The 18,086-nt window shown below is 47.2% G+C and carries 19 protein-coding genes; 15 read left to right on the top strand and 4 right to left on the bottom strand.

Going from position 1 to position 18,086, the window contains the following annotated elements:
• Positions 1-65 precede the first annotated feature (65 nt).
• The gene (locus MHI12_RS23500) at positions 66-2,246 is read left to right on the top strand and encodes a HelD family protein (protein ID WP_405170498.1); all 2,181 of its coding nucleotides are present in this window, start codon (positions 66-68) and stop codon (positions 2,244-2,246) included.
• Between the two features lie 148 nt (positions 2,247-2,394).
• On the opposite strand, the gene MHI12_RS23495 is transcribed toward MHI12_RS23500, so the two are convergent.
• Together MHI12_RS23495 and MHI12_RS23490 are read right to left on the bottom strand one after the other, a co-directional pair.
• Positions 2,395-3,279 carry a DMT family transporter gene (locus tag MHI12_RS23495; RefSeq protein ID WP_405170497.1) on the bottom strand — a complete coding sequence of 295 codons (885 nt, stop codon included), beginning with the start codon at positions 3,277-3,279 and terminating at the stop codon, positions 2,395-2,397.
• Positions 3,276-4,019, bottom strand: coding sequence for an SDR family NAD(P)-dependent oxidoreductase (locus tag MHI12_RS23490; protein WP_405170496.1), 744 nt, complete (start codon positions 4,017-4,019; stop codon positions 3,276-3,278). Before MHI12_RS23490 ends, MHI12_RS23495 begins: the two co-directional genes overlap by 4 nt.
• A 136-nt stretch (positions 4,020-4,155) precedes the next feature.
• Between MHI12_RS23490 and MHI12_RS23485 the strand changes: the two genes are divergently transcribed.
• Genes MHI12_RS23485 through crcB form a run of 4 tightly spaced genes read left to right on the top strand, consistent with a single transcriptional unit; the run spans position 4,156 to position 7,187 of the window.
• Positions 4,156-5,046: a LysR family transcriptional regulator gene (locus MHI12_RS23485; RefSeq protein WP_405170495.1), complete on the top strand. Its 891-nt coding sequence runs from the start codon at positions 4,156-4,158 to the stop codon at positions 5,044-5,046.
• Between the two features lie 42 nt (positions 5,047-5,088).
• Positions 5,089-6,396 (top strand): replication-associated recombination protein A, encoded by a 1,308-nt coding sequence (locus MHI12_RS23480; RefSeq protein WP_405170494.1) that lies wholly within the window; start codon positions 5,089-5,091, stop codon positions 6,394-6,396.
• 33 nt (positions 6,397-6,429) lie between these two features.
• Complete coding sequence (locus tag MHI12_RS23475) at positions 6,430-6,831, top strand: CrcB family protein (RefSeq protein WP_036674530.1); 402 nt, start codon at positions 6,430-6,432, stop codon at positions 6,829-6,831.
• Positions 6,828-7,187, top strand: coding sequence for a fluoride efflux transporter CrcB (crcB, locus tag MHI12_RS23470; protein ID WP_405170493.1), 360 nt, complete (start codon positions 6,828-6,830; stop codon positions 7,185-7,187). Before MHI12_RS23475 ends, crcB begins: the two co-directional genes overlap by 4 nt.
• A 131-nt stretch (positions 7,188-7,318) precedes the next feature.
• Here the strand turns inward: crcB and mnmA are convergent, their stop codons facing one another.
• On the bottom strand, positions 7,319-8,443 hold the full coding sequence (mnmA, locus tag MHI12_RS23465) for a tRNA 2-thiouridine(34) synthase MnmA (protein WP_405170492.1): 1,125 nt from the start codon (positions 8,441-8,443) through the stop codon (positions 7,319-7,321).
• Between the two features lie 321 nt (positions 8,444-8,764).
• On the opposite strand from mnmA, the gene cymR reads away from it, so the two are divergent.
• Entirely contained in the window at positions 8,765-9,184 is a 420-nt protein-coding gene (gene cymR / locus MHI12_RS23460) for a cysteine metabolism transcriptional regulator CymR (RefSeq protein ID WP_076212458.1), read from the top strand.
• A gap of 182 nt (positions 9,185-9,366) precedes the next feature.
• Here the strand turns inward: cymR and MHI12_RS23455 are convergent, their stop codons facing one another.
• Entirely contained in the window at positions 9,367-9,762 is a 396-nt protein-coding gene (locus tag MHI12_RS23455) for a hypothetical protein (protein WP_405170491.1), read from the bottom strand.
• 132 nt (positions 9,763-9,894) lie between these two features.
• Between MHI12_RS23455 and MHI12_RS23450 the strand changes: the two genes are divergently transcribed.
• The 9 genes from MHI12_RS23450 (at position 9,895) to MHI12_RS23410 (ending at position 18,054) form a co-directional block, all read left to right on the top strand.
• Positions 9,895-11,046, top strand: coding sequence for a cysteine desulfurase family protein (locus MHI12_RS23450; protein ID WP_405170490.1), 1,152 nt, complete (start codon positions 9,895-9,897; stop codon positions 11,044-11,046).
• Between the two features lie 164 nt (positions 11,047-11,210).
• Positions 11,211-11,732: a PRC-barrel domain-containing protein gene (locus MHI12_RS23445; RefSeq protein ID WP_017686814.1), complete on the top strand. Its 522-nt coding sequence runs from the start codon at positions 11,211-11,213 to the stop codon at positions 11,730-11,732.
• 10 nt (positions 11,733-11,742) lie between these two features.
• Positions 11,743-11,952, top strand: coding sequence for a hypothetical protein (locus MHI12_RS23440; protein ID WP_017686815.1), 210 nt, complete (start codon positions 11,743-11,745; stop codon positions 11,950-11,952).
• A gap of 293 nt (positions 11,953-12,245) precedes the next feature.
• The gene (locus MHI12_RS23435; protein ID WP_405170489.1) at positions 12,246-13,313 is read left to right on the top strand and encodes an AI-2E family transporter; all 1,068 of its coding nucleotides are present in this window, start codon (positions 12,246-12,248) and stop codon (positions 13,311-13,313) included.
• A gap of 435 nt (positions 13,314-13,748) precedes the next feature.
• Positions 13,749-16,379: an alanine--tRNA ligase gene (alaS, locus tag MHI12_RS23430; protein WP_405170488.1), complete on the top strand. Its 2,631-nt coding sequence runs from the start codon at positions 13,749-13,751 to the stop codon at positions 16,377-16,379.
• Positions 16,380-16,621: 242 nt separating this feature from the next.
• Entirely contained in the window at positions 16,622-16,882 is a 261-nt protein-coding gene (locus MHI12_RS23425; protein ID WP_036616950.1) for an IreB family regulatory phosphoprotein, read from the top strand.
• A gap of 128 nt (positions 16,883-17,010) precedes the next feature.
• Positions 17,011-17,427 carry a Holliday junction resolvase RuvX gene (gene ruvX, locus MHI12_RS23420; RefSeq protein WP_062835871.1) on the top strand — a complete coding sequence of 139 codons (417 nt, stop codon included), beginning with the start codon at positions 17,011-17,013 and terminating at the stop codon, positions 17,425-17,427.
• Positions 17,428-17,439: 12 nt separating this feature from the next.
• A complete protein-coding gene (locus tag MHI12_RS23415) occupies positions 17,440-17,739 on the top strand; it encodes a DUF1292 domain-containing protein (protein ID WP_017686820.1) in 300 nt (99 codons plus the stop codon).
• Complete coding sequence (locus MHI12_RS23410; protein WP_339284013.1) at positions 17,740-18,054, top strand: DUF1292 domain-containing protein; 315 nt, start codon at positions 17,740-17,742, stop codon at positions 18,052-18,054.
• The last annotated feature ends 32 nt before the right edge of the window (positions 18,055-18,086 follow it).

Raw genomic sequence — 18,086 nt, 5'->3', positions numbered from 1 at the left:
ATCCTTTTGTATTTCCAGATCTAGGCGATGCAGAGCAAAACATATTCTTAGGAGGTAACTGAAACATGTCAGACAGCTTTCAAAGTGCCTATCAAGAAGAAGAGTACAGGTTAGAGCGAACGATGGAGGAAGTGGATAGTCAGCTAGAACGGCTGCAGAACATTCCGGTGTATACCGGCCACGACTTCACAGAACAAGTGCTGGAAGCTGGACGCGAAGAGCGCCGCACCGCCTTGTCCAAGAGCGCGCAGCAACCCTATTTCGGACGCTTGGATTTCGAAGAACAGGGCAGTGGTGCACGGAAACCGCTGTATATTGGCAAAATCGGCGTAGACCGCGAAGAGGTGGGAGAGCATCCGCTCGTCATCGATTGGCGTGCTCCTGTCGCCAGCCTGTTTTACTCATTTACCGGAGGCGAAGCCTCCGCTACGTATGAAGCCCCGGAAGGTCTTATTGAAGGTCTCGTATATTTGAAAAGAAACGTTGTCATTCGGCAGCGGATATTGGAACGTGTGGCGGATACATATAACCGTGACAGCGACCAGCCAGCGGTATCTGATGAATTCCTCGTTTATCGTCTGGGAGAGAACAAGGATAACAAACTGCGTGATATCGTATCTACGATTCAGGCGGAGCAGGATCTGATCATTCGTGCGGCTAGAAACACCGCATTGATCATTCAAGGTGTAGCGGGATCTGGGAAAACAACGGTTGCCCTACATCGGCTTGCCTTTTTGCTGTATCAGTACAAGGAGCAAGTATCTGCGGAGAAAATGGTTATTTTTGCACCCAACCACATGTTCCTGGATTACATCTCGGATGTGCTTCCGGAACTCGGAGTGGGGGACATCCAGCAGCGGACATTCCCGGATTGGGCGATGAACCTGCTGGGGCTGGAGATGCCTTTGGCGAATACGTCGGATACTTTGAACACCTGGTTCGAAACACCTGATGCACGGCCTGAATTGAATGATGATGTACCTGGACGTTACAAAGGATCGATCCGTTTCATGGAGCTTATTCGAGAGTGGCTCTCGGGGATGGAAGCGGATTCCGTACCGGATATGGACTTCAGTCCATGGGATGGTAAGGTGCTCAGCAAGACGGAGATCGAGAACTGGTTCGGTGAGGAATACAAACATTATCCGCTGGCCAAACGCAAAGAACGGGTCATGGCGCGGGTTCACCGCTGGATTGAGATGGAACTTAAGAAACCGATGCCAGAAGCTGTGCGCAAAGAACGCAAGAAAAAAGCGTCTACTCGTGAGAAAGCTTATGCCAAAAAATGGCCTCAATACGAGCCGCTTACATTATACAAACAGCTGTTCAAAGCTGCAAAGGGCGGCTCTGTGCCAGCCTCGCTCAGTGGGCTTATTCCAAAACTAGTCATGAAACAAACGGCAACAGATCTGAAACAGGATATCGTCCGTGAAGAGGATCTGCCTGCATTGGTATACATTCATACATTGGTCCATGATATTGAGGGTTCGGAGCGATTCGACCATATTGTGATCGATGAAGCCCAGGACTTTTCACCTTTCCATGTGGCGTTATTGGATCGTTTCGTCAAAGGGCATTCCTTCACCATACTGGGTGACTTGTCCCAAGGGATTCATGAGTACCGTGGTGTTCATGCGTGGGAAGAGATGAGTTCTCTATTTCCTGAGGAACAGAATGCATACTTTGCATTGACCCGAAGTTATCGTTCAACAATGGAAATCATCGATTATGCAAACACGATTCTGGAACGTGGTGTCAAGAGCGGGATTACGGCGATTCCTGTTTTCCGTAGTGGTGATCCGGTTCGGACATTAGCATATGGAGGCGAAGGGCGGACGGCGAGCCTTGAAGAGGCTTTGAAGGTGTTAACCGTTAAAGACTACCGAACGGTCTCCATCCTGACCCGTACACTGCATGAAGCAGAGGAACTTCACCGTGACCTACAGGCCGCAGGCTGGGATCTAAACCTGATCGATGGTGGCAAAAAGCAGTACACGGGTGGACACTCCGTTTTGCCTGTCTATCTGTCCAAAGGGTTGGAGTTTGATGCCGTTATTGTGGCAGACGTAGACCAGAAGCATTATTTGCCAAATGCGGGTGATGCAAAGCTGTTGTACGTTGGTTGTACACGGGCCTTGCACGAGTTGTGGTTGTTCCATGACGGTGTACTGCCAATCTATGCGGCTGCAACACATAATCCCGATGGCGAACCCGTAACCATTCAGGGTTGGCCAGAGCTTGGTTAAATAGAGTTTACTTATACAACAAACAACAAAAGGCATGACGTTCATGGGAAAGTCCCATAAGCGCATGCCTTTTTTGCTTTTGTGTGAGAAATGATTAATCTTCCAAGGAAGAACGATGAAGAAGTGCAAGTTTATGTTACGCTATTTCTCATTTAGATGAGCGACGGTTCACCAGGAATATGCCAACACCAATAAATAAACCGCCTGCCAATGCAAACCACTGAACGTGTTCTCCCAGCAAAATCCAACTCGATAATACACCAAAGAACGGCGCCAGAAACAGATACGAACTGGTTTGGGCTGGGTCACTATTCTGAAGCAGATAAAACCAGAGTGAGAACTGAATGATGGAGCAAACAAGCGTTAACCAGAGCAGCGCCATAACCGAGGTGGTATTGACCATAAAGTGAGGCTGTTCAGTCCATACGCTCAGCAGAAGCAACGCAGCACCTCCCGCGAGCATCTGATAGGCTGTTAAGACAAAAGTATCGTAGCCATCGCCCCAGCGTTTGATGAGCAATGTGGACACGGCAAAGGAGATCGCACCACCAAATCCAATCCAGGTTCCAGGACTAAAGCTCATCTGCCATCCAAAGGTTAACATAATCCCGATGAAACCGAGTATAACACCGATCCACTGACTGAAACGGTAGGTCACTCTATATAAGAGAGCACTGAGGATAATGACCAGTAGCGGATTGGTAAACGTAATAATGGCGGATTCACCGGATGTAATCCAGTTCATGCTGTAGTAGGCGCAGCCCATCACTCCTGCGGATTGGAACAGGCCAATAAGGATTATTTTCAACCATGACTGCCATCCAGTAGGCAGAGGACGTTTACGAAGGAACAAGGCCATCAAGCCACCTGCCAGTATATAACGTATGCCCATGAGCAGGAAAGGTGGGGCATATAACATGCCGATCTTGCCAACTGGAAATGAAGTGCCCATGATTAACGTTGTCAAAATGATCAATAGTGTATATTTCAATGGTTTGATAATCCGGGTATCTCTATCATGACTGGAGCTCATAACGTCTGTCCGCTATCTACAGTAATTAGCTGCCCGGTCATGGATTGCTGTTCCAGCGCAGCATAGATCATGTGTGCGATATCTTCAGGTGAGGCAATATGCTGTAATAACACTTCTCCGCCAAGACGATACATTCGCTCCTCGTTTCCAGCCCACCACCTTGTAGCAACTGCGCCAGGGACGATGGCATTCACCCGAATGTGTGGTGAGAGTGCGTGCGCAAGTGATAAGGTCAGCCCATGAACTGCCGCTTTGGAGACGGCGTAAGGGAGGGAGGAGCCCGAGCCTGTACTGCCTGCGATGCTGCCCAAATTCACGATAGAACCACCGGCAGCCTGTCTCATGCCTTCCGTCACGGCACGAGCGCAATGAAACATGCCTTTCACATTCACATCAAGCAGCTCATTCCAGACGTCATCTGTAACAGACTCCAGATCGTGCATGGGGATATGGTGCGTGATTCCAGCGTTATTTACAAGTGCAGTGATCGGGCCATAGGTTTCAGTTACTGTAGTGACCATCCGCCGGACATCAAGATCATTGGCAACATTAGCTTGAACGGCGAATGCCTGGCCTCCCGTATTCAGAATGTGTTGAACAGTCTCGTTTGCTGCATCTTGTGAGCGGGAATAGTTGACAGCGACTAAGGCTCCGCGTTCAGCGAGCATCTCACTTACAGCACGGCCTATACCTGTTCCACCACCTGTGATCAGAGCAACTCTATTTTTCCAGTATGTCATGCTGAACACTCCTTATCATCATCCAGTCAGATGACTGGTTTGGGATCTACATGAATTGTAGTCCGGTTTACACATGAAGTATAATGATTGGTAATGAAGTGGATATCATTTTGAATGATGTCAGAGTGGGGGGACCATGGAGAGCGGGGATCTTAGAATATTTCAGTGTGTTGCACAGGAAGGGAATCTGACCAAAGCTGCTTCTAAACTGGGGTATGTTCAATCCAACGTAACGGCACGAATCCGGCATCTGGAAGCAGAAGTGGGTACAACGTTGTTCATTCGCCATAACCGAGGCATGACGTTATCTCCAGCCGGAGAGATGCTGCTGACCTATGCAGATAAAATTATTGGTTTGCTGAATGATGCTTCCAAGGCGCTTCGGGCGACGAGCACACCAGCGGGTCCAATGCGAATAGGGTCTACACAAACTGCAGCGGCCGTGCGACTACCGGAACTTTTCGTCAGATATTATAAACAGTATCCAGATGTCTCCTTGTCACTGGTTACTGGAAATTCGCAGATGCTTATGGATCAGGTTATTGGGTATGAATTGGAGGGAGCATTTATAGGCTGTCCCTGTGATCATCCTGATATCGTTTCTATTCCCGTATTTGATGAGGAACTATTTGTTGTCTATTCTGGTATGGGTCCTACGGATGAAGATCTTAAGAGTAAACCTATTCTTGTCTACAGCATGGGGTGTTCCTATCGTCAGGTTTTGGAGGAATGGTTAGAGATGAGTGGTGTTACCCGCCCAGTAATTATGGAATTCGGAACCCTTGAAGCGATTATTAGTGGAGTTACGTCCGGTATGGGAATTTCCTTATTACCAGAGATTGTGATTAGGCATCAGATCAAAAATGGAGTATTGCGCACGCATACACTCCCCGTAGGCATGAATCGCATGATGACTCATTTTATTACTCGCAAGGATGCCTTTGTCAGCAGTGCACTTCATGCATTTATGGCTATGTTACCGCGAGAGTATGATATGATAGAGAGTGGAGAACCATCAGAAGTGTAATTGTATTCAAGGCAAGGCAATCCGTTAAGGAAGTGATGAGCAATGGATTTATTTTCGTTTCAACAGGACTCAAAACCACAAGCTAGATTGCTCGCGGACCGCTTGCGGCCTGAGCATCTGGATGAATATATTGGACAGGAACATATTATTGGACCAGGGAAATTACTCCGGCGCGCCATCGAGGCTGATCAGATTTCGTCCATCTTGTTATACGGCCCTCCGGGATGTGGCAAGACAACCTTGGCACATATTATTTCTCAGCAAACGCAAGGACAGTTCGTACGTCTGAATGCAGTGGAAGCTTCCGTTAAGGATGTGCGTGAAGTCATCGAACAGGCGCAAACGAACAAACAGCTGTATGGAACCAAAACCATTCTGTTCCTCGACGAGGTACATCGGTTTAACAGTTCACGTCAGGATGCGTTATTGCCAGCGGTAGAGAAGGGTACGATTATTTTTATCGGCGCAACAACAGAGAATCCCTTTCATTATGTCAATGGGGCCTTGATGAGCCGTTCTACTCTGTTTCAGCTAGAATCGCTAAACAAGGATCATTCCCTAATTGCGATGCGCAGAGCATTGAGCGATGCGGACAAAGGTCTGGGGTTCATGGAACTGCAGGCAGACGATGAGGCGCTTGAGCATATTGCTACGATGGCCAACGGAGATATTCGGCGTGCGCTTAATGCGCTTGAACTGGCTGCGTTGACCACGCCACCGGAGATGGATGGGTCCATTCATATTACGCTTAGTGTAGCTGAGGAGTCTATTCGACGCCCCATTGTGAAGGCAGATGAATCCACACAGTATGATGTGCTGTCTGCATTTCACAAGAGTATTCGGGGTTCCAGCGATGCGGCGTTGTTTTGGTTTCTATACGCGGTGGAGAAGCTCGGCATGGACCCGATGACCTTCATTCGGCGTCTGATTGCAGCAAGCAGTGAAGATATTGGACTTGCGAACCCGCAAGCCATGACTCAGGCGATTGGAGCACTTGATGCTTACCGAAATAACGGCTGGCCTGAAGCCAAGCTGAACATTGCACAAGCGATTCTGTTCGCGGTCGAAAGTCCAAAATCCAATGCGGTGTACACCGCCATTTCCAAAGCCATGAACGCGATTGATGAGGTGAAATCGGCAGAAGTTCCGCTTCACTTACGAGATACGCATTACTCGGGTGCTGTGAAGCTTGGACATGAGGGTTATCAATATCCACATAACTATCCGGGGCATTACGTGAAACAAGAATATTTGCCAAAGCAGCTCTCACGGAGAGTATTCTATGAGGCAACGGAGCAGGGTAACGAATCGAAGATCAGGCTGAACCAACAGCGGCGCAGAGATCTATAAGATCAGTCAGATCACTCGGGAGATGCACACAACATGAAAGAGCTTTTGTATATAGGGGCGGGTGGATTTCTCGGTACATTAACCCGATATGCCATACAGTTAGCGATACCAACTGTCCATGGGGGGTTCCCTTGGGCAGTGCTGTTAATCAATGCGATGGGCAGCCTTTTTTTGGGTTGGTTCTTTACCATAGCTGTTCCAGGCAAAATAACACCACAACTTCGACTTGCGATTGGTACAGGTTTTACTGGTGCATTTACGACATTCTCCACGTTTACACTGGATATTGTTCGTTTATCCGAAGGGGGCGAATGGATCAGTGCCGCTATTTATATGATTGTAAGTTTGTTGGCAGGGTTGTTGCTCTGTGCGCTGGGAATGAGCCTTGGACATCGTATGTTGGGAGCACAAAGACAAGAGGGTGATGCCTCATGATCCTGTGGATTGGTTTTGCAGGTGTGCTGGGTGCAGTACTGCGTTACAGTCTGGGAAAATGGGTCTCTGGCTTGCTGGGAATGGCTTTTCCATGGGGAACATGGATCATCAACATCAGTGGCTCACTGCTGCTTGGGTTGTTATACGGGTGGCACCAATCTGCAATGATCTCAGATGGAATCTGGGTGATTTGGGGAACCGGATTTTGCGGTGCGTACACGACGTTCTCTACCTTTGGTTATGAGACGTTAGGACTTATGAGTCGACAACGATATGCAAGCGGGGCGCTCTACGTCATCAGTTCGGTTGTAGTTGGGGTGTTGGCCGCCTGGGCAGGAGTCTGGTTGACTGCATAACGAACTATTTTTAATTTTTTTGCAAAAATAAGCAGGAAAAAAGCCATCCTTCATGGTATACATGAAAGACGGCTTTTTTAATAGGGATACACGGTATTGTGTATAATCTGCATTTTAATGGACAAGCTCTATTATTGCATTGCGGGTACAGGTATTTTTTGCACCTGATCGATCGTACCCCCACCCAGGCAGACCTCTCCGTCGTAGAAAACAACGGCTTGTCCTGGCGTAATGGCTTTTTGTTGCTGGTCAAATTGTACATCCACACTTCCATCTTCTTGCCAGGTCAATGTTACACCTTGATCCGGCTGACGATAGCGGAATTTGGCAGTACAACGGTATGGCACATTAGGCATGTGCTCTGCACCAGCAATCCAGTTCACACCCGTTGCGGTTAGACCTGTGGAGTATAGGCTTGCATGGGCATCGCCCTGAACAACAAGCAGTTGATTCTTCTCCAGGTTCTTGTCTGCAACAAACCAGGGTTCACCATTGCCGGAACCACCAATGCCAAGACCTTGGCGCTGTCCAAGTGTGTAGTACATCAGACCGTCGTGGCGACCTTTGACTTCACCGGTTGCGATATCAACCATGTCTCCGCCTTTGGCAGGCAGATAGTTACTCAGGAACTCTTTGAAATTACGCTCACCAATGAAGCAGACACCTGTGCTGTCTTTTTTCTTGGCAGTATACAAACCAGCCGCTTCTGCGATTTTGCGTACTTCCGGTTTGGGCAGATGACCAATCGGGAACATGGCTTTAGACAGCTGGTTCTGATTGAGTGCGTTAAGGAAATACGTTTGATCCTTATTGTTGTCCACACCACGAAGCAACTTGAGTGTGCCATCTTCTTCAATCAGGCGAGCATAGTGTCCTGTAGCTACATAATCTGCGCCGAGATCCAGAGCTTTGTTCAGGAATTCACCAAATTTGATCTCACGATTACACATGACATCCGGATTTGGCGTGCGGCCCGACTTATATTCATCAAGGAAATAGGTAAATACTTTATCAAAATACTCTTTCTCGAAGTTGACAGTGTAGTAAGGAATGCCGATCTGTTCACATACGCGGCGTACATCCTCTGAATCTTCTTCAGCGGTACAGTGGCCGAACTCGTCGGTGTCATCCCAGTTTTTCATGAAAATGCCGATGACATCGTAACCTTGCTCTTTCAGCAGCAGTGCGGTAACGGAAGAATCGACACCTCCGGACATGCCAACGACGACCCGTGTATTTTCAATTGTTTTGGACATCGTTATCACCATTTCTATATATAAATGTGTTTCGTTTCTTATTCTAGCATAACCGGACTCAAGATACGATACACCCGGCCAATTTTAGATAGTGTCCACCACAGACGCACATTTTGGAATATCGTCAATCTTTCTTTTCCATAAAGCATGCAGATATGTTAACATTAGCTGAGGGTTATGATCGGAATACGGAGGATTAGAAGGTTTATGCTAATCTCAATGCATCTCCGCTGTGGACAGATCGTGAAACATACGGTCATGGACCATAGGATTAAATATAAAGTTTCCAATCGTTTCTGAAAATTGAAAGAGGTGACTCCTTTGAAAATATCGACAAAAGGCCGTTACGGCCTCACAATCATGATGGAGCTTGCTGCCAGAACAGGCGAAGGCCCTACATCACTTAAAAGCATTGCCGAGCGCAACCAGCTTTCGGAGCATTACCTGGAGCAACTGATTGCTCCACTACGTAATGCAGGACTGGTGAAAAGTATTAGAGGTGCTTACGGCGGTTATATCCTTGCGGGTGATCCTGCAACTGTGACTGCAGGCGATGTAATCCGTGTACTGGAAGGGCCAATCTCTCCAGTAGATTTCACGGAGGAAGATGATCCAGCGAAGCGTGATCTGTGGTTGCGTATTCGTGACGGCATTGCGGAAGTGTTGGATTCCACAACACTGAAAGACCTGATTACCTTCCAGGATCAGGACAAAAAAGACAGCTACATGTTCTACATTTAAGATCATTAATTCGCATCACACAAGACACAATAAAGCCCCCAACTTGGGGGCTTTAGACATGCCAATGGGTACTCTGTTCTGTTCTTCAATTTCTACAGATCATTTTAATTGAGCAGGGCTATGTATTCAGCCGCGGGATTTACAAGATGGTCAAGTGTGAACTTAACTGGATCACTTGTAAATCAGCGACTTTTTAAGGTTTCTATATCAGCTTCCATGCGTAACTGACGGCGATTCAAAATATCAATGCTGTGCTGATGGGTATTTAATTCGGTAGTTACTTTGCGTTCAGAGGCAGAGTGGGAAGCGTCAAGACGTTTCGTAATAGTCAATGTTTCCAGAACAGCTTGTTGAAGAAGCGGAATGTTGTTAGTTTGTTCCTCTATGGTGTCCAATCTGCTTTCCATGGTATTCAGTCTGTCATCGACAGTGTCCAGTCTGCTCTCTACGGCACCGAGCCTCTCTTCCATAGCATCAAGCCGGTGGTCTATTTTTCCAAGATGTCCATCAATGCTGTCGAATCGTTTGTCCATTTGTTGAAGCTGATTCAGAATCTGCCCGAGAATGGGATCACTCATGTCTCTCTCTCCTTTTTGAAATGGATATATAACATTATACACGAAGATGTGACAATAGAGCATCCGTTTCAATTTCTAATTTTGACAGTTTGCCATGAGATAGAAATTTAACATATAACGGGGTGAAGATAAATGAAACGAATTTATTTGGATCACGCCGCATCGACACCTATGCATCCACAAGTCGCAGAAGCGATGATGAACGTCATGACAGGACAATTTGGCAATGCATCAAGTATCCATGCCTTTGGGCGTGAGGCCAAACGGACTGTCAGCGGAGCAAGGGATGTCATTGCGGCGTCTTTGGGCTGTTTCCCGGACGAATTGGTATTTACCGGAGGTGGCACGGAGAGTGATAATCTGGCCATTTTCGGAGCAGTCTCAACAAGGCAGGATAAGGGGAAACACGTCATCACGACCGCAATTGAGCACCATGCTGTTTTGCATACGTGTCAGGAATTGGAGCGGCAAGGTTATGAAGTAACCTATCTATCTGTTGATCGTTATGGACGAATTAATCTGGATGAGTTGAAAGAGGCCATTCGACCGGATACGGTATTAATCACCATGATGTATGCCAACAATGAAGTAGGCACGATTCAGCCTATTCGCGAGGTGGGTGAGCTTGCACGTAAGCATAATATTCTGTTCCATACCGATGCGGTTCAGGCTCTGGGTAGCCAGAATATTTCCTGTAAGGAACTGCCTGTGGATCTGATCAGCTTCTCAGCGCATAAAATCAATGGACCTCAGGGCGTAGGTGCACTCTATGTACGACGAGGAATTGTGCTGGAAGCAAGAGCTCACGGTGGATTGCAAGAGCGTCAGCGGCGCGCTGGTACGGAAAATATCGCAGGTATTACCGGATTTGCAGAGGCTCTCAAGATTGCATCAGCTCAAACGGAGGTGCATCGTCAGCATGATTTGGAATTGCGTAAACTTTTGTTGGAACAGCTTGAAATTCATGTGGGTACGGAGCACTTTCACGTGAATGGACATCTGGAGCATACGCTGCCAAACATTCTGAATATCAGCTTTCCGGAAGTGTCCACAGAGACAATGTTAATGAATCTGGATATGGAAGGGATTGCTGTTGCAAGCGGTTCTGCCTGCACTTCCGGGTCACTTGAAGTCTCTCATGTGCTGAAAGCGATGAAATTACCTGAAACATTTTTACACTCTGCGATTCGATTTAGCTGGGGATTGGGTAATACTACGGAAGAAATCATGATAACCGCCGAAAAAATTGGAACCATTCTTGGACGTCTGCGTAATAGACCCTAAGGGGAACTTTACACATGGAACAGAAGGAGGGAAGAAGTTCCATTTCATCGGTTGGATAGAAGCGGTTTTGATGATCGGCGTCTGATTGCCACTCATCAACTTTGGGCATACCTAGCAATAGCGCCGCGCCTATTTAATGATAAGAAGATGAGGGGGACCCAGCGATGAAGCTTCAGGAAATGATCGGACTTGCCGTTTTTGATGTTGAGGACGGGAAGCAGGTCGGTAAAATCCAGGATTTCATTGTGAATGATGATTGGGAGATCGAAGGCATTGAGCTTGAGAATAAAGGTCTGTTTACCAATCATGTCAAAATCGTGCAGTGGCAAGATATCGTTGCCTACGGCGAAGATGCCGTCATGATCCGTAATCAACAGGCTGTCCGCAAGACGGGAGCCGACGACATAAAATACACGTACCTCCTCGGTCGGTCTAAATTGAAGGAGATGTCCGTGCTCACCGAAGAAGGTTTGCTGCTCGGGCGTGTCTCCGATGTTTATTTTGACCAAGAGTTGGGAAATACAATAATAGGGATTGAAATTACGGACGGTTTTGTGTCCGATCTGATCGAGGGCCGCAAATGGCTGCCATGTACAAGCGATATGTCCATCGGGGAAAGTGCCATTATGGTGCCGTCTCTGAGTGAACAACGCTTGGAAAATGCCATTCATTCTGTTAATGGATAGGTGAATGAATATGAAATGTCCAAACTGTAGTTCCAAAGATATCGGGAAAATTGGTTCCCACCAGTTTTATTGCTGGGGATGCTTTATCGAATTAACGGTGAACGGTGAGAAAATGTCTGTATATCAGGTGGAAGAAGACGGTACGCTGAGCTCCCTGGATGATTTGTTTTTCGGGGACGAGCTGCCACAAGACTTCCCTCATCTTCACGCTTCTTCTTAATAAGCAGAATAACTTCCTCTATATGCGGTTTCATGACAATGTCTGTCATGGGAGGCTGTCGTTAATTGTTGGCAGATGTATATAGATGCGGTTACATAGTGGTTCGGCTGGTGTATGTATGATTATATGCTAACCTATACTGCAAAATGCGCTTCCTTCTCTGATGAAGGAGGCGTTTTTTGGTTTAAGAAAAAAAGTTCGGATTGCTCCTTCCACTTCTGCGCTTTGTTAATAAATATTACCTTTCCTACATATACTGACTCTCAGAGCCAGTCCAAAAGGAGAGATGCAAAGTGGAGCAATTAACCAAAAACAAGCTGTTCCGTTACGCGATCTGGCTGCTGCTCGGATTGATTATTCTATATTTTATCTGGCTGCTACGGCCATTACTGCTTCATATATATGCTTTCCTGAAAACAGTGCTGGCACCCTTTATCGTAGCCCTTATCATATCCTATGTACTTAATCCGATTGTCAGCATGCTGGGAGGGCGCAAGGTGCCGCGTACGATTGCGGTACTCCTCATATATGCCTTTTTCCTGACCTGCATTGGTGTCATTCTGATGAATGTGATTCCGGTATTGATTGAACAGCTGGGGGAACTCAACGAGCATATGCCGGAACTATCCATGCGTGCCCAGAGCCTGATGAACAATATGGATCACAAATTAATGCCGCCAAGTGTGCGAACAGGCATGAACAGCTGGTTTTTTCAGATGGAGGATCGACTAACTCAGGGAATTACTGTGCTCATGGACAATATCGGGGCGACCATTAATGTGTTATTCAATGTGTTTATCGTGCCATTTCTGATCTTTTATATGTTAAAAGACTTTGAGGTATTCGAGCGTACCATTGTGGCGTATCTTCCGCGTTCACGTCGTAAAGCGATTGTCTCGGTGATGAAAGAGATTGATACTGCACTGGGGAACTACATTCGGGGACAGTTTATTGTCTGTGTCATTGTTGGTATCTTTGCCTACATTGGTTATATCATCATTGATATGCCGTATGCCCTGCTACTTGCAAGCATTGTAGCTGTGTTTAACATTGTGCCCTACTTGGGGCCGTTCCTTGGAGCTGCTCCTGCTGTGGTCATGGCATCAACCGTATCGTTTAAAATGGTACTACTTGTTGTCATTGTGAACACACTGTGCCAGGTGTTGGAGAGTAACGTTATTTCTCCTCAGGTGGTGGGACGTACGTTGCATCTGCATCCACTGTCGATTATATTTGCACTGCTCGTCGGAGGTGAACTGGCAGGCATTGTAGGTTTAATTCTGGCAGTACCTGTTTTTGCTGTGCTGAAGGTGATTGTGCAACACTTTTTCGCCTATTACATCAAACGAAGGACCGACTAAATAACAGGGTTAAAACATCAACGAGGCCGCGTTGACACCCGCTTGTGCTACCGATATAATGAGTGTGTATGTTGAGAACATGAAATCGATGATGAAATAAAGTACGCCGAGGGTTCCTTTCCTCAGAGAATAGACTTCTTCAGATCAGGGTGAGCCTGAGCTGATGGCTGGAAGAGTCTTGAAAGATGAAGCGGCGGAAAGCTAATTTCGGAGTGCAGGACAACCCTGCCGGGCGCGACCGTTATTTCGCATGAACGAGGAGATTGTTTGTTTGTCCGTGCAGCAAGGGATGAACAGCAATAACCAGGGTGGTACCGCGATAACATCGTCCCTGATTATTCAGGGGCGTTTTTTGTGTTTATTTTTACAAAAACAATGTTGACCAACCGGAGCGAATACGCAACGGACTATTATAATTTAATGGGGGCATCCAGTATGAAAGCCAGTGAAATCCGGTCCAAATGGATAGAGTTTTTTGCAAGTAAAGGTCACAAAATCGAGCCGAGCGCATCGCTCGTACCTCACAACGATCCTTCTCTTCTGTGGATCAATGCGGGTATGGCACCGCTCAAACCATATTTTGACGGACGTGAGAAGCCGGAGAACCCGCGTCTAGCGAACTCCCAAAAATGTATCCGTACCAATGATATCGAGAATGTTGGTAAAACGCGTCGTCACCATACGTTCTTCGAAATGCTTGGCAACTTCTCTATTGGAGATTACTTCAAGGAAGAGACCGTAACATGGGCTTGGGAATTCTTGACCAGCAAAGAGTGGATCGGATTCGATCCGGAACGTCTTTCCGTAACGGTATATCCGGAAGATGAAGAAGCTTTCAAACTGTGGAACGAAAAAGTAGGACTGCCTGCTGAGCGTATCATTAAATTGGATGAAAACTTCTGGGATATCGGCGAAGGCCCATGTGGACCTTGTACCGAGATCTTCTATGACCGCGGCGAAGCTTACGGAAACGACATGAGTGATCCTGAAATGTATCCAGGTGGGGAAAACGAACGTTACCTGGAAGTATGGAACCTGGTATTCTCCCAGTTCAACCATAACAAAGATGGTAGCTACACACCGCTTCCTAACAAAAACATTGATACAGGTGCAGGTTTGGAGCGTTTTGCTTCCATTCTGCAAAATGTGGATTCCAACTTTGACACAGACCTGTTCCAACCGATGATTCAAAGAACAGCCGCTCTTGCAGGTGTGAAATATAACGACAGCGTAGAGATTGATGTTGCACTGAAAGTCATTGCCGATCATATCCGTACGGTTGCTTTTGCAGTAGGTGATGGCGTTCTGCCAAGTAATGAAGGACGTGGATATGTCATCCGTCGCTTGCTTCGCCGTGCAGTTCGTTATGGAAAAGTGCTTGGACTCGACCGTCCATTCCTGTATGAACTGACTACAACCGTTGGTGAAGTGATGGGCATGTACTACCCTGAGGTAGTAGACAAACAGGAGTTCATCGCCAAAGTAATCAAAACCGAGGAAGAGCGTTTCCACGAAACACTCACAGATGGTCTGGCTATTCTGGCTGATATCAGCGGCACAGCCAAATCCGAAGGACGCACCGTTATTAGCGGACCTGAAGCTTTCAAACTGTATGATACGTACGGTTTCCCGTTTGACCTGACAGAAGATTATGCAGCAGAGCATGGTCTGACTGTGGACCGTGAAGGTTTTGATGCTTCCATGCAGAAACAACGTGAGCTTGGACGTGCTGGACGTCAAGAGAACGAGAGCATGAAAGTCCAAGGCGGACCACTTGCTGACCTGGAGGTTAAAAGCGAGTTTGTTGGTTATACTGACCTGTTGACGGAAGCAAAAGTGGTAGCCATCGTAGCTGGTGACGCCCTTGTTGAATCTGTAGGCGAAGGACAGACGTGTCAGGTTGTTCTGGACAAGACTCCGTTCTACGCGGAAAGTGGCGGTCAAGTGAGTGATCAGGGCTTGCTGCGAGGTGCTCGTGTATCAGCAAAAGTACAAGGTTTGTTCAAAGCTCCACTTGGACAACATGTACATCTGGTGACTGTGGAGTCTGGTGAACTGCGTGTAGGTGATGTGACTAACGCCGAAGTAGACTCAGCGAAACGTGGCGACATTATCAAAAACCATACGGCTACCCACTTGCTGCACAAGGCACTCAAAGATGTGCTCGGCACACACGTAAACCAGGCAGGATCGCTCGTAGAGCCACAACGTCTGCGGTTTGACTTCTCTCACTTCGGTAGTATTACGCCGGAAGAGTTGACAGAGATTGAACGTCAGGTGAATGAACAGATCTGGAATCGTCTGAACGTGAACATTGAGCTGAAAGCTATTGATGAAGCCAAAGAAATGGGTGCGATGGCCCTGTTTGGTGAAAAATATGGAGATATTGTACGTGTCGTTCAAGTTGGAGACTACAGTTTGGAACTTTGTGGCGGCTGTCACGTAAATAATACTTCAGAGATCGGAATCTTCAAACTGGTGAGCGAGAGCGGAATTGGCTCCGGCGTACGCCGGATCGAAGCTGTAACTGGCCGCGGCGCATATCTGTATGTGGAAAGCCAGTTGGAACTGCTTAAACAATCAGCAGCACTGCTCAAAGCAAATGTGGCTGATGTACCTAAACGGATTGAAGGTCTGAACCAACAACTGAAAGAAGCAGCTAGAGAGACTGAATCCCTGCAAAGCAAGCTGAGTGCTATGGAAGCTGGCCAATTGACCGATCAAGTGGTACAAGCAGGAAATACACAATTGCTGGCAGCACGCGTAGATGCTCCGAACATGGATGCGCTGCGTACAGTGGCAGATGAGTTGAAAGTGAAATTGCCTAACGCGGTACTCGTATTGGGTGCTCCAGCGGACGGCAAAGTGAATTTTGTTGTAGCAGTACCTGCTGAACAAGTAAAACAAGGATTACACGCAGGCAAAATCGTCAAAGAAGTCGCAGCAGTATGCGGCGGCGGTGGCGGTGGACGTCCAGATATGGCGCAAGCCGGAGGTAAGGATGCGACCAAGCTGGATGAAGCGCTGAAACTGGCGGTTTCGCTGGTTAGCGGGCATAATGCATAAATCCATTGAGTGGCTTTCAATCGTCAAAAAATAAATCGAAATGGTTCTGTTCGTTTGTTTTTTGTACCCGAGAGCGTGTGGAATCGAATGATGCAATATGCTGAAGCCAGTAAAGGACAAGCAAAAAACACAATTGCCTTATCCTTTGTTTACTTGTGGCAGTCAGAATATGTTATTATATAAACAGAAATCAATTCGGCAGGACATGGTCCCCATGTTCATGCAGGAGCGAGGTGTCATCAATGGACTCCATGGATAAGACGGTTAAATTTAATGTGAAAGGTGACGAACAGGAAGCATCATCCAAAGAGATTCTTCTCACGGTATATGATGCATTGGTCGATAAGGAGTATAATCCGATCAACCAGATTGTTGGGTATCTGATTTCTGGAGACCCGGCATACATTCCTCGTCACAACAACGCACGTAGTCTGGTCCGTAAAAAGGAGCGCGATGAGCTGATTGAAGAGCTTGTACGTTCCTATCTGGCCAATCACCGGTAATGTACGCCGCTTCCGCTGTGTTGCAGCCTTGCAGGCAGCGGGAAATGAACCGACAGAAGACAGCCTGAAGCTTGAGAAGGCGATTATTTGTAATCGACCTGAGCAGGCCCCAGGATGGGAGAGCATGGATGAAAATATTAGGTTTGGACTATGGGGACCGAAGAATCGGAGTTGCCGCGAGTGACGCCTTCGGTTGGACTGCCCAGGGATTGGAAGTGCTAGAACGCCGCCGTGATGAAGGCGAGTTCGCTCGGATTGCCGAACTTGTGCGTGAGCATGAGATTAGTGAGATCGTAGTCGGACTTCCCAAAAACATGAACGGCACCGTAGGACCGCGCGGTGAGATCTGCATTGCTTTTGCCGAACGCCTGCGGGATGAACTGAATTTACCTGTTCACCTTTGGGATGAACGGCTGACAACCATGGCAGCAGAACGTACGCTGATCGAAGCGGATGTCAGTCGGAAAAAACGCAAGCAGGTTGTGGACAAAATGGCCGCAAGCTTGATTTTGCAAAATTATTTGGATGCCAATAGTAGAAGGTGAGGGGGATCAACAATGGCTGAAGATCAACTGGGTATGGAAGAAGAAGCGGAAATTATTTACATTGCGGATGACGAGGGTAATGAAGAGGAATTTGAAGTCATCATGAAGTTTGAAGTAGATGGTTCGGAGGCCAAGTACATGATGGTTGCTCCGGTTGAACCTGAAGATGGCGAAACGGATGTATATGCATTCCGTTATGAAGAAGAGGGCGACGATATTAAACTTTTCGTCATCCAAGATGATGCCGAATGGGATATCGTCGAGGAGACGTTTAATACATTTCTTGCTGAAGATGAAGAGGAAGCGAACTAAATGACGGAATATAGCCGCAAAGACCTGAAATGGACAGATTCACTGCGTCTGGCATTCGGTGCTCATGTTGAGCTCGAGGAAGAGAACGGTAAATCACAACCGTATGACTTGTTGGCTGAGTTCGAAGTGAACGGTCAACAGTACGCGGTGCTCCGCAGTTCGTTGCGACCTTATGACGAGGTTGAACTTCTGCGGGTATCACCTGGAAGTGAAGACCAGATCATACCAGAGTTAGTTACGATCGACGATGATGATGAGTGGGAGAACATCTCGGAGCTGTATGATGAGTGTACACTCCCCATTGACGAAGATTAATCAGCTTCAAATTGAAAAAACCGGGAGGGCGG

Source organism: Paenibacillus sp. FSL H8-0280 (assembly GCF_045040665.1).
Taxonomy (GTDB): Bacteria; Bacillota; Bacilli; order Paenibacillales; family Paenibacillaceae; genus Paenibacillus; species Paenibacillus xylanexedens_A.
The sequence above is the reverse complement of the archived record's forward strand: the minus strand, read 5'-3'. Positions and strand labels throughout refer to the sequence as shown.

Coding starts and splice junctions, on each gene's coding strand:
- MHI12_RS23490 (WP_405170496.1), bottom strand. CDS start 4,019: ATGACATACTGGAAAAATAGAGTTGCTCTGATCACAGGTGGTGGAACA.
- crcB (WP_405170493.1), top strand. CDS start 6,828: ATGATCCTGTGGATTGGTTTTGCAGGTGTGCTGGGTGCAGTACTGCGT.
- MHI12_RS23410 (WP_339284013.1), top strand. CDS start 17,740: ATGACGGAATATAGCCGCAAAGACCTGAAATGGACAGATTCACTGCGT.
- MHI12_RS23480 (WP_405170494.1), top strand. CDS start 5,089: ATGGATTTATTTTCGTTTCAACAGGACTCAAAACCACAAGCTAGATTG.
- MHI12_RS23445 (WP_017686814.1), top strand. CDS start 11,211: ATGAAGCTTCAGGAAATGATCGGACTTGCCGTTTTTGATGTTGAGGAC.
- MHI12_RS23450 (WP_405170490.1), top strand. CDS start 9,895: ATGAAACGAATTTATTTGGATCACGCCGCATCGACACCTATGCATCCA.
- MHI12_RS23475 (WP_036674530.1), top strand. CDS start 6,430: ATGAAAGAGCTTTTGTATATAGGGGCGGGTGGATTTCTCGGTACATTA.
- MHI12_RS23500 (WP_405170498.1), top strand. CDS start 66: ATGTCAGACAGCTTTCAAAGTGCCTATCAAGAAGAAGAGTACAGGTTA.
- MHI12_RS23415 (WP_017686820.1), top strand. CDS start 17,440: ATGGCTGAAGATCAACTGGGTATGGAAGAAGAAGCGGAAATTATTTAC.
- MHI12_RS23495 (WP_405170497.1), bottom strand. CDS start 3,279: ATGAGCTCCAGTCATGATAGAGATACCCGGATTATCAAACCATTGAAA.
- MHI12_RS23455 (WP_405170491.1), bottom strand. CDS start 9,762: ATGAGTGATCCCATTCTCGGGCAGATTCTGAATCAGCTTCAACAAATG.
- MHI12_RS23425 (WP_036616950.1), top strand. CDS start 16,622: ATGGACTCCATGGATAAGACGGTTAAATTTAATGTGAAAGGTGACGAA.
- alaS (WP_405170488.1), top strand. CDS start 13,749: ATGAAAGCCAGTGAAATCCGGTCCAAATGGATAGAGTTTTTTGCAAGT.
- mnmA (WP_405170492.1), bottom strand. CDS start 8,443: ATGTCCAAAACAATTGAAAATACACGGGTCGTCGTTGGCATGTCCGGA.
- ruvX (WP_062835871.1), top strand. CDS start 17,011: ATGAAAATATTAGGTTTGGACTATGGGGACCGAAGAATCGGAGTTGCC.
- MHI12_RS23440 (WP_017686815.1), top strand. CDS start 11,743: ATGAAATGTCCAAACTGTAGTTCCAAAGATATCGGGAAAATTGGTTCC.
- MHI12_RS23485 (WP_405170495.1), top strand. CDS start 4,156: ATGGAGAGCGGGGATCTTAGAATATTTCAGTGTGTTGCACAGGAAGGG.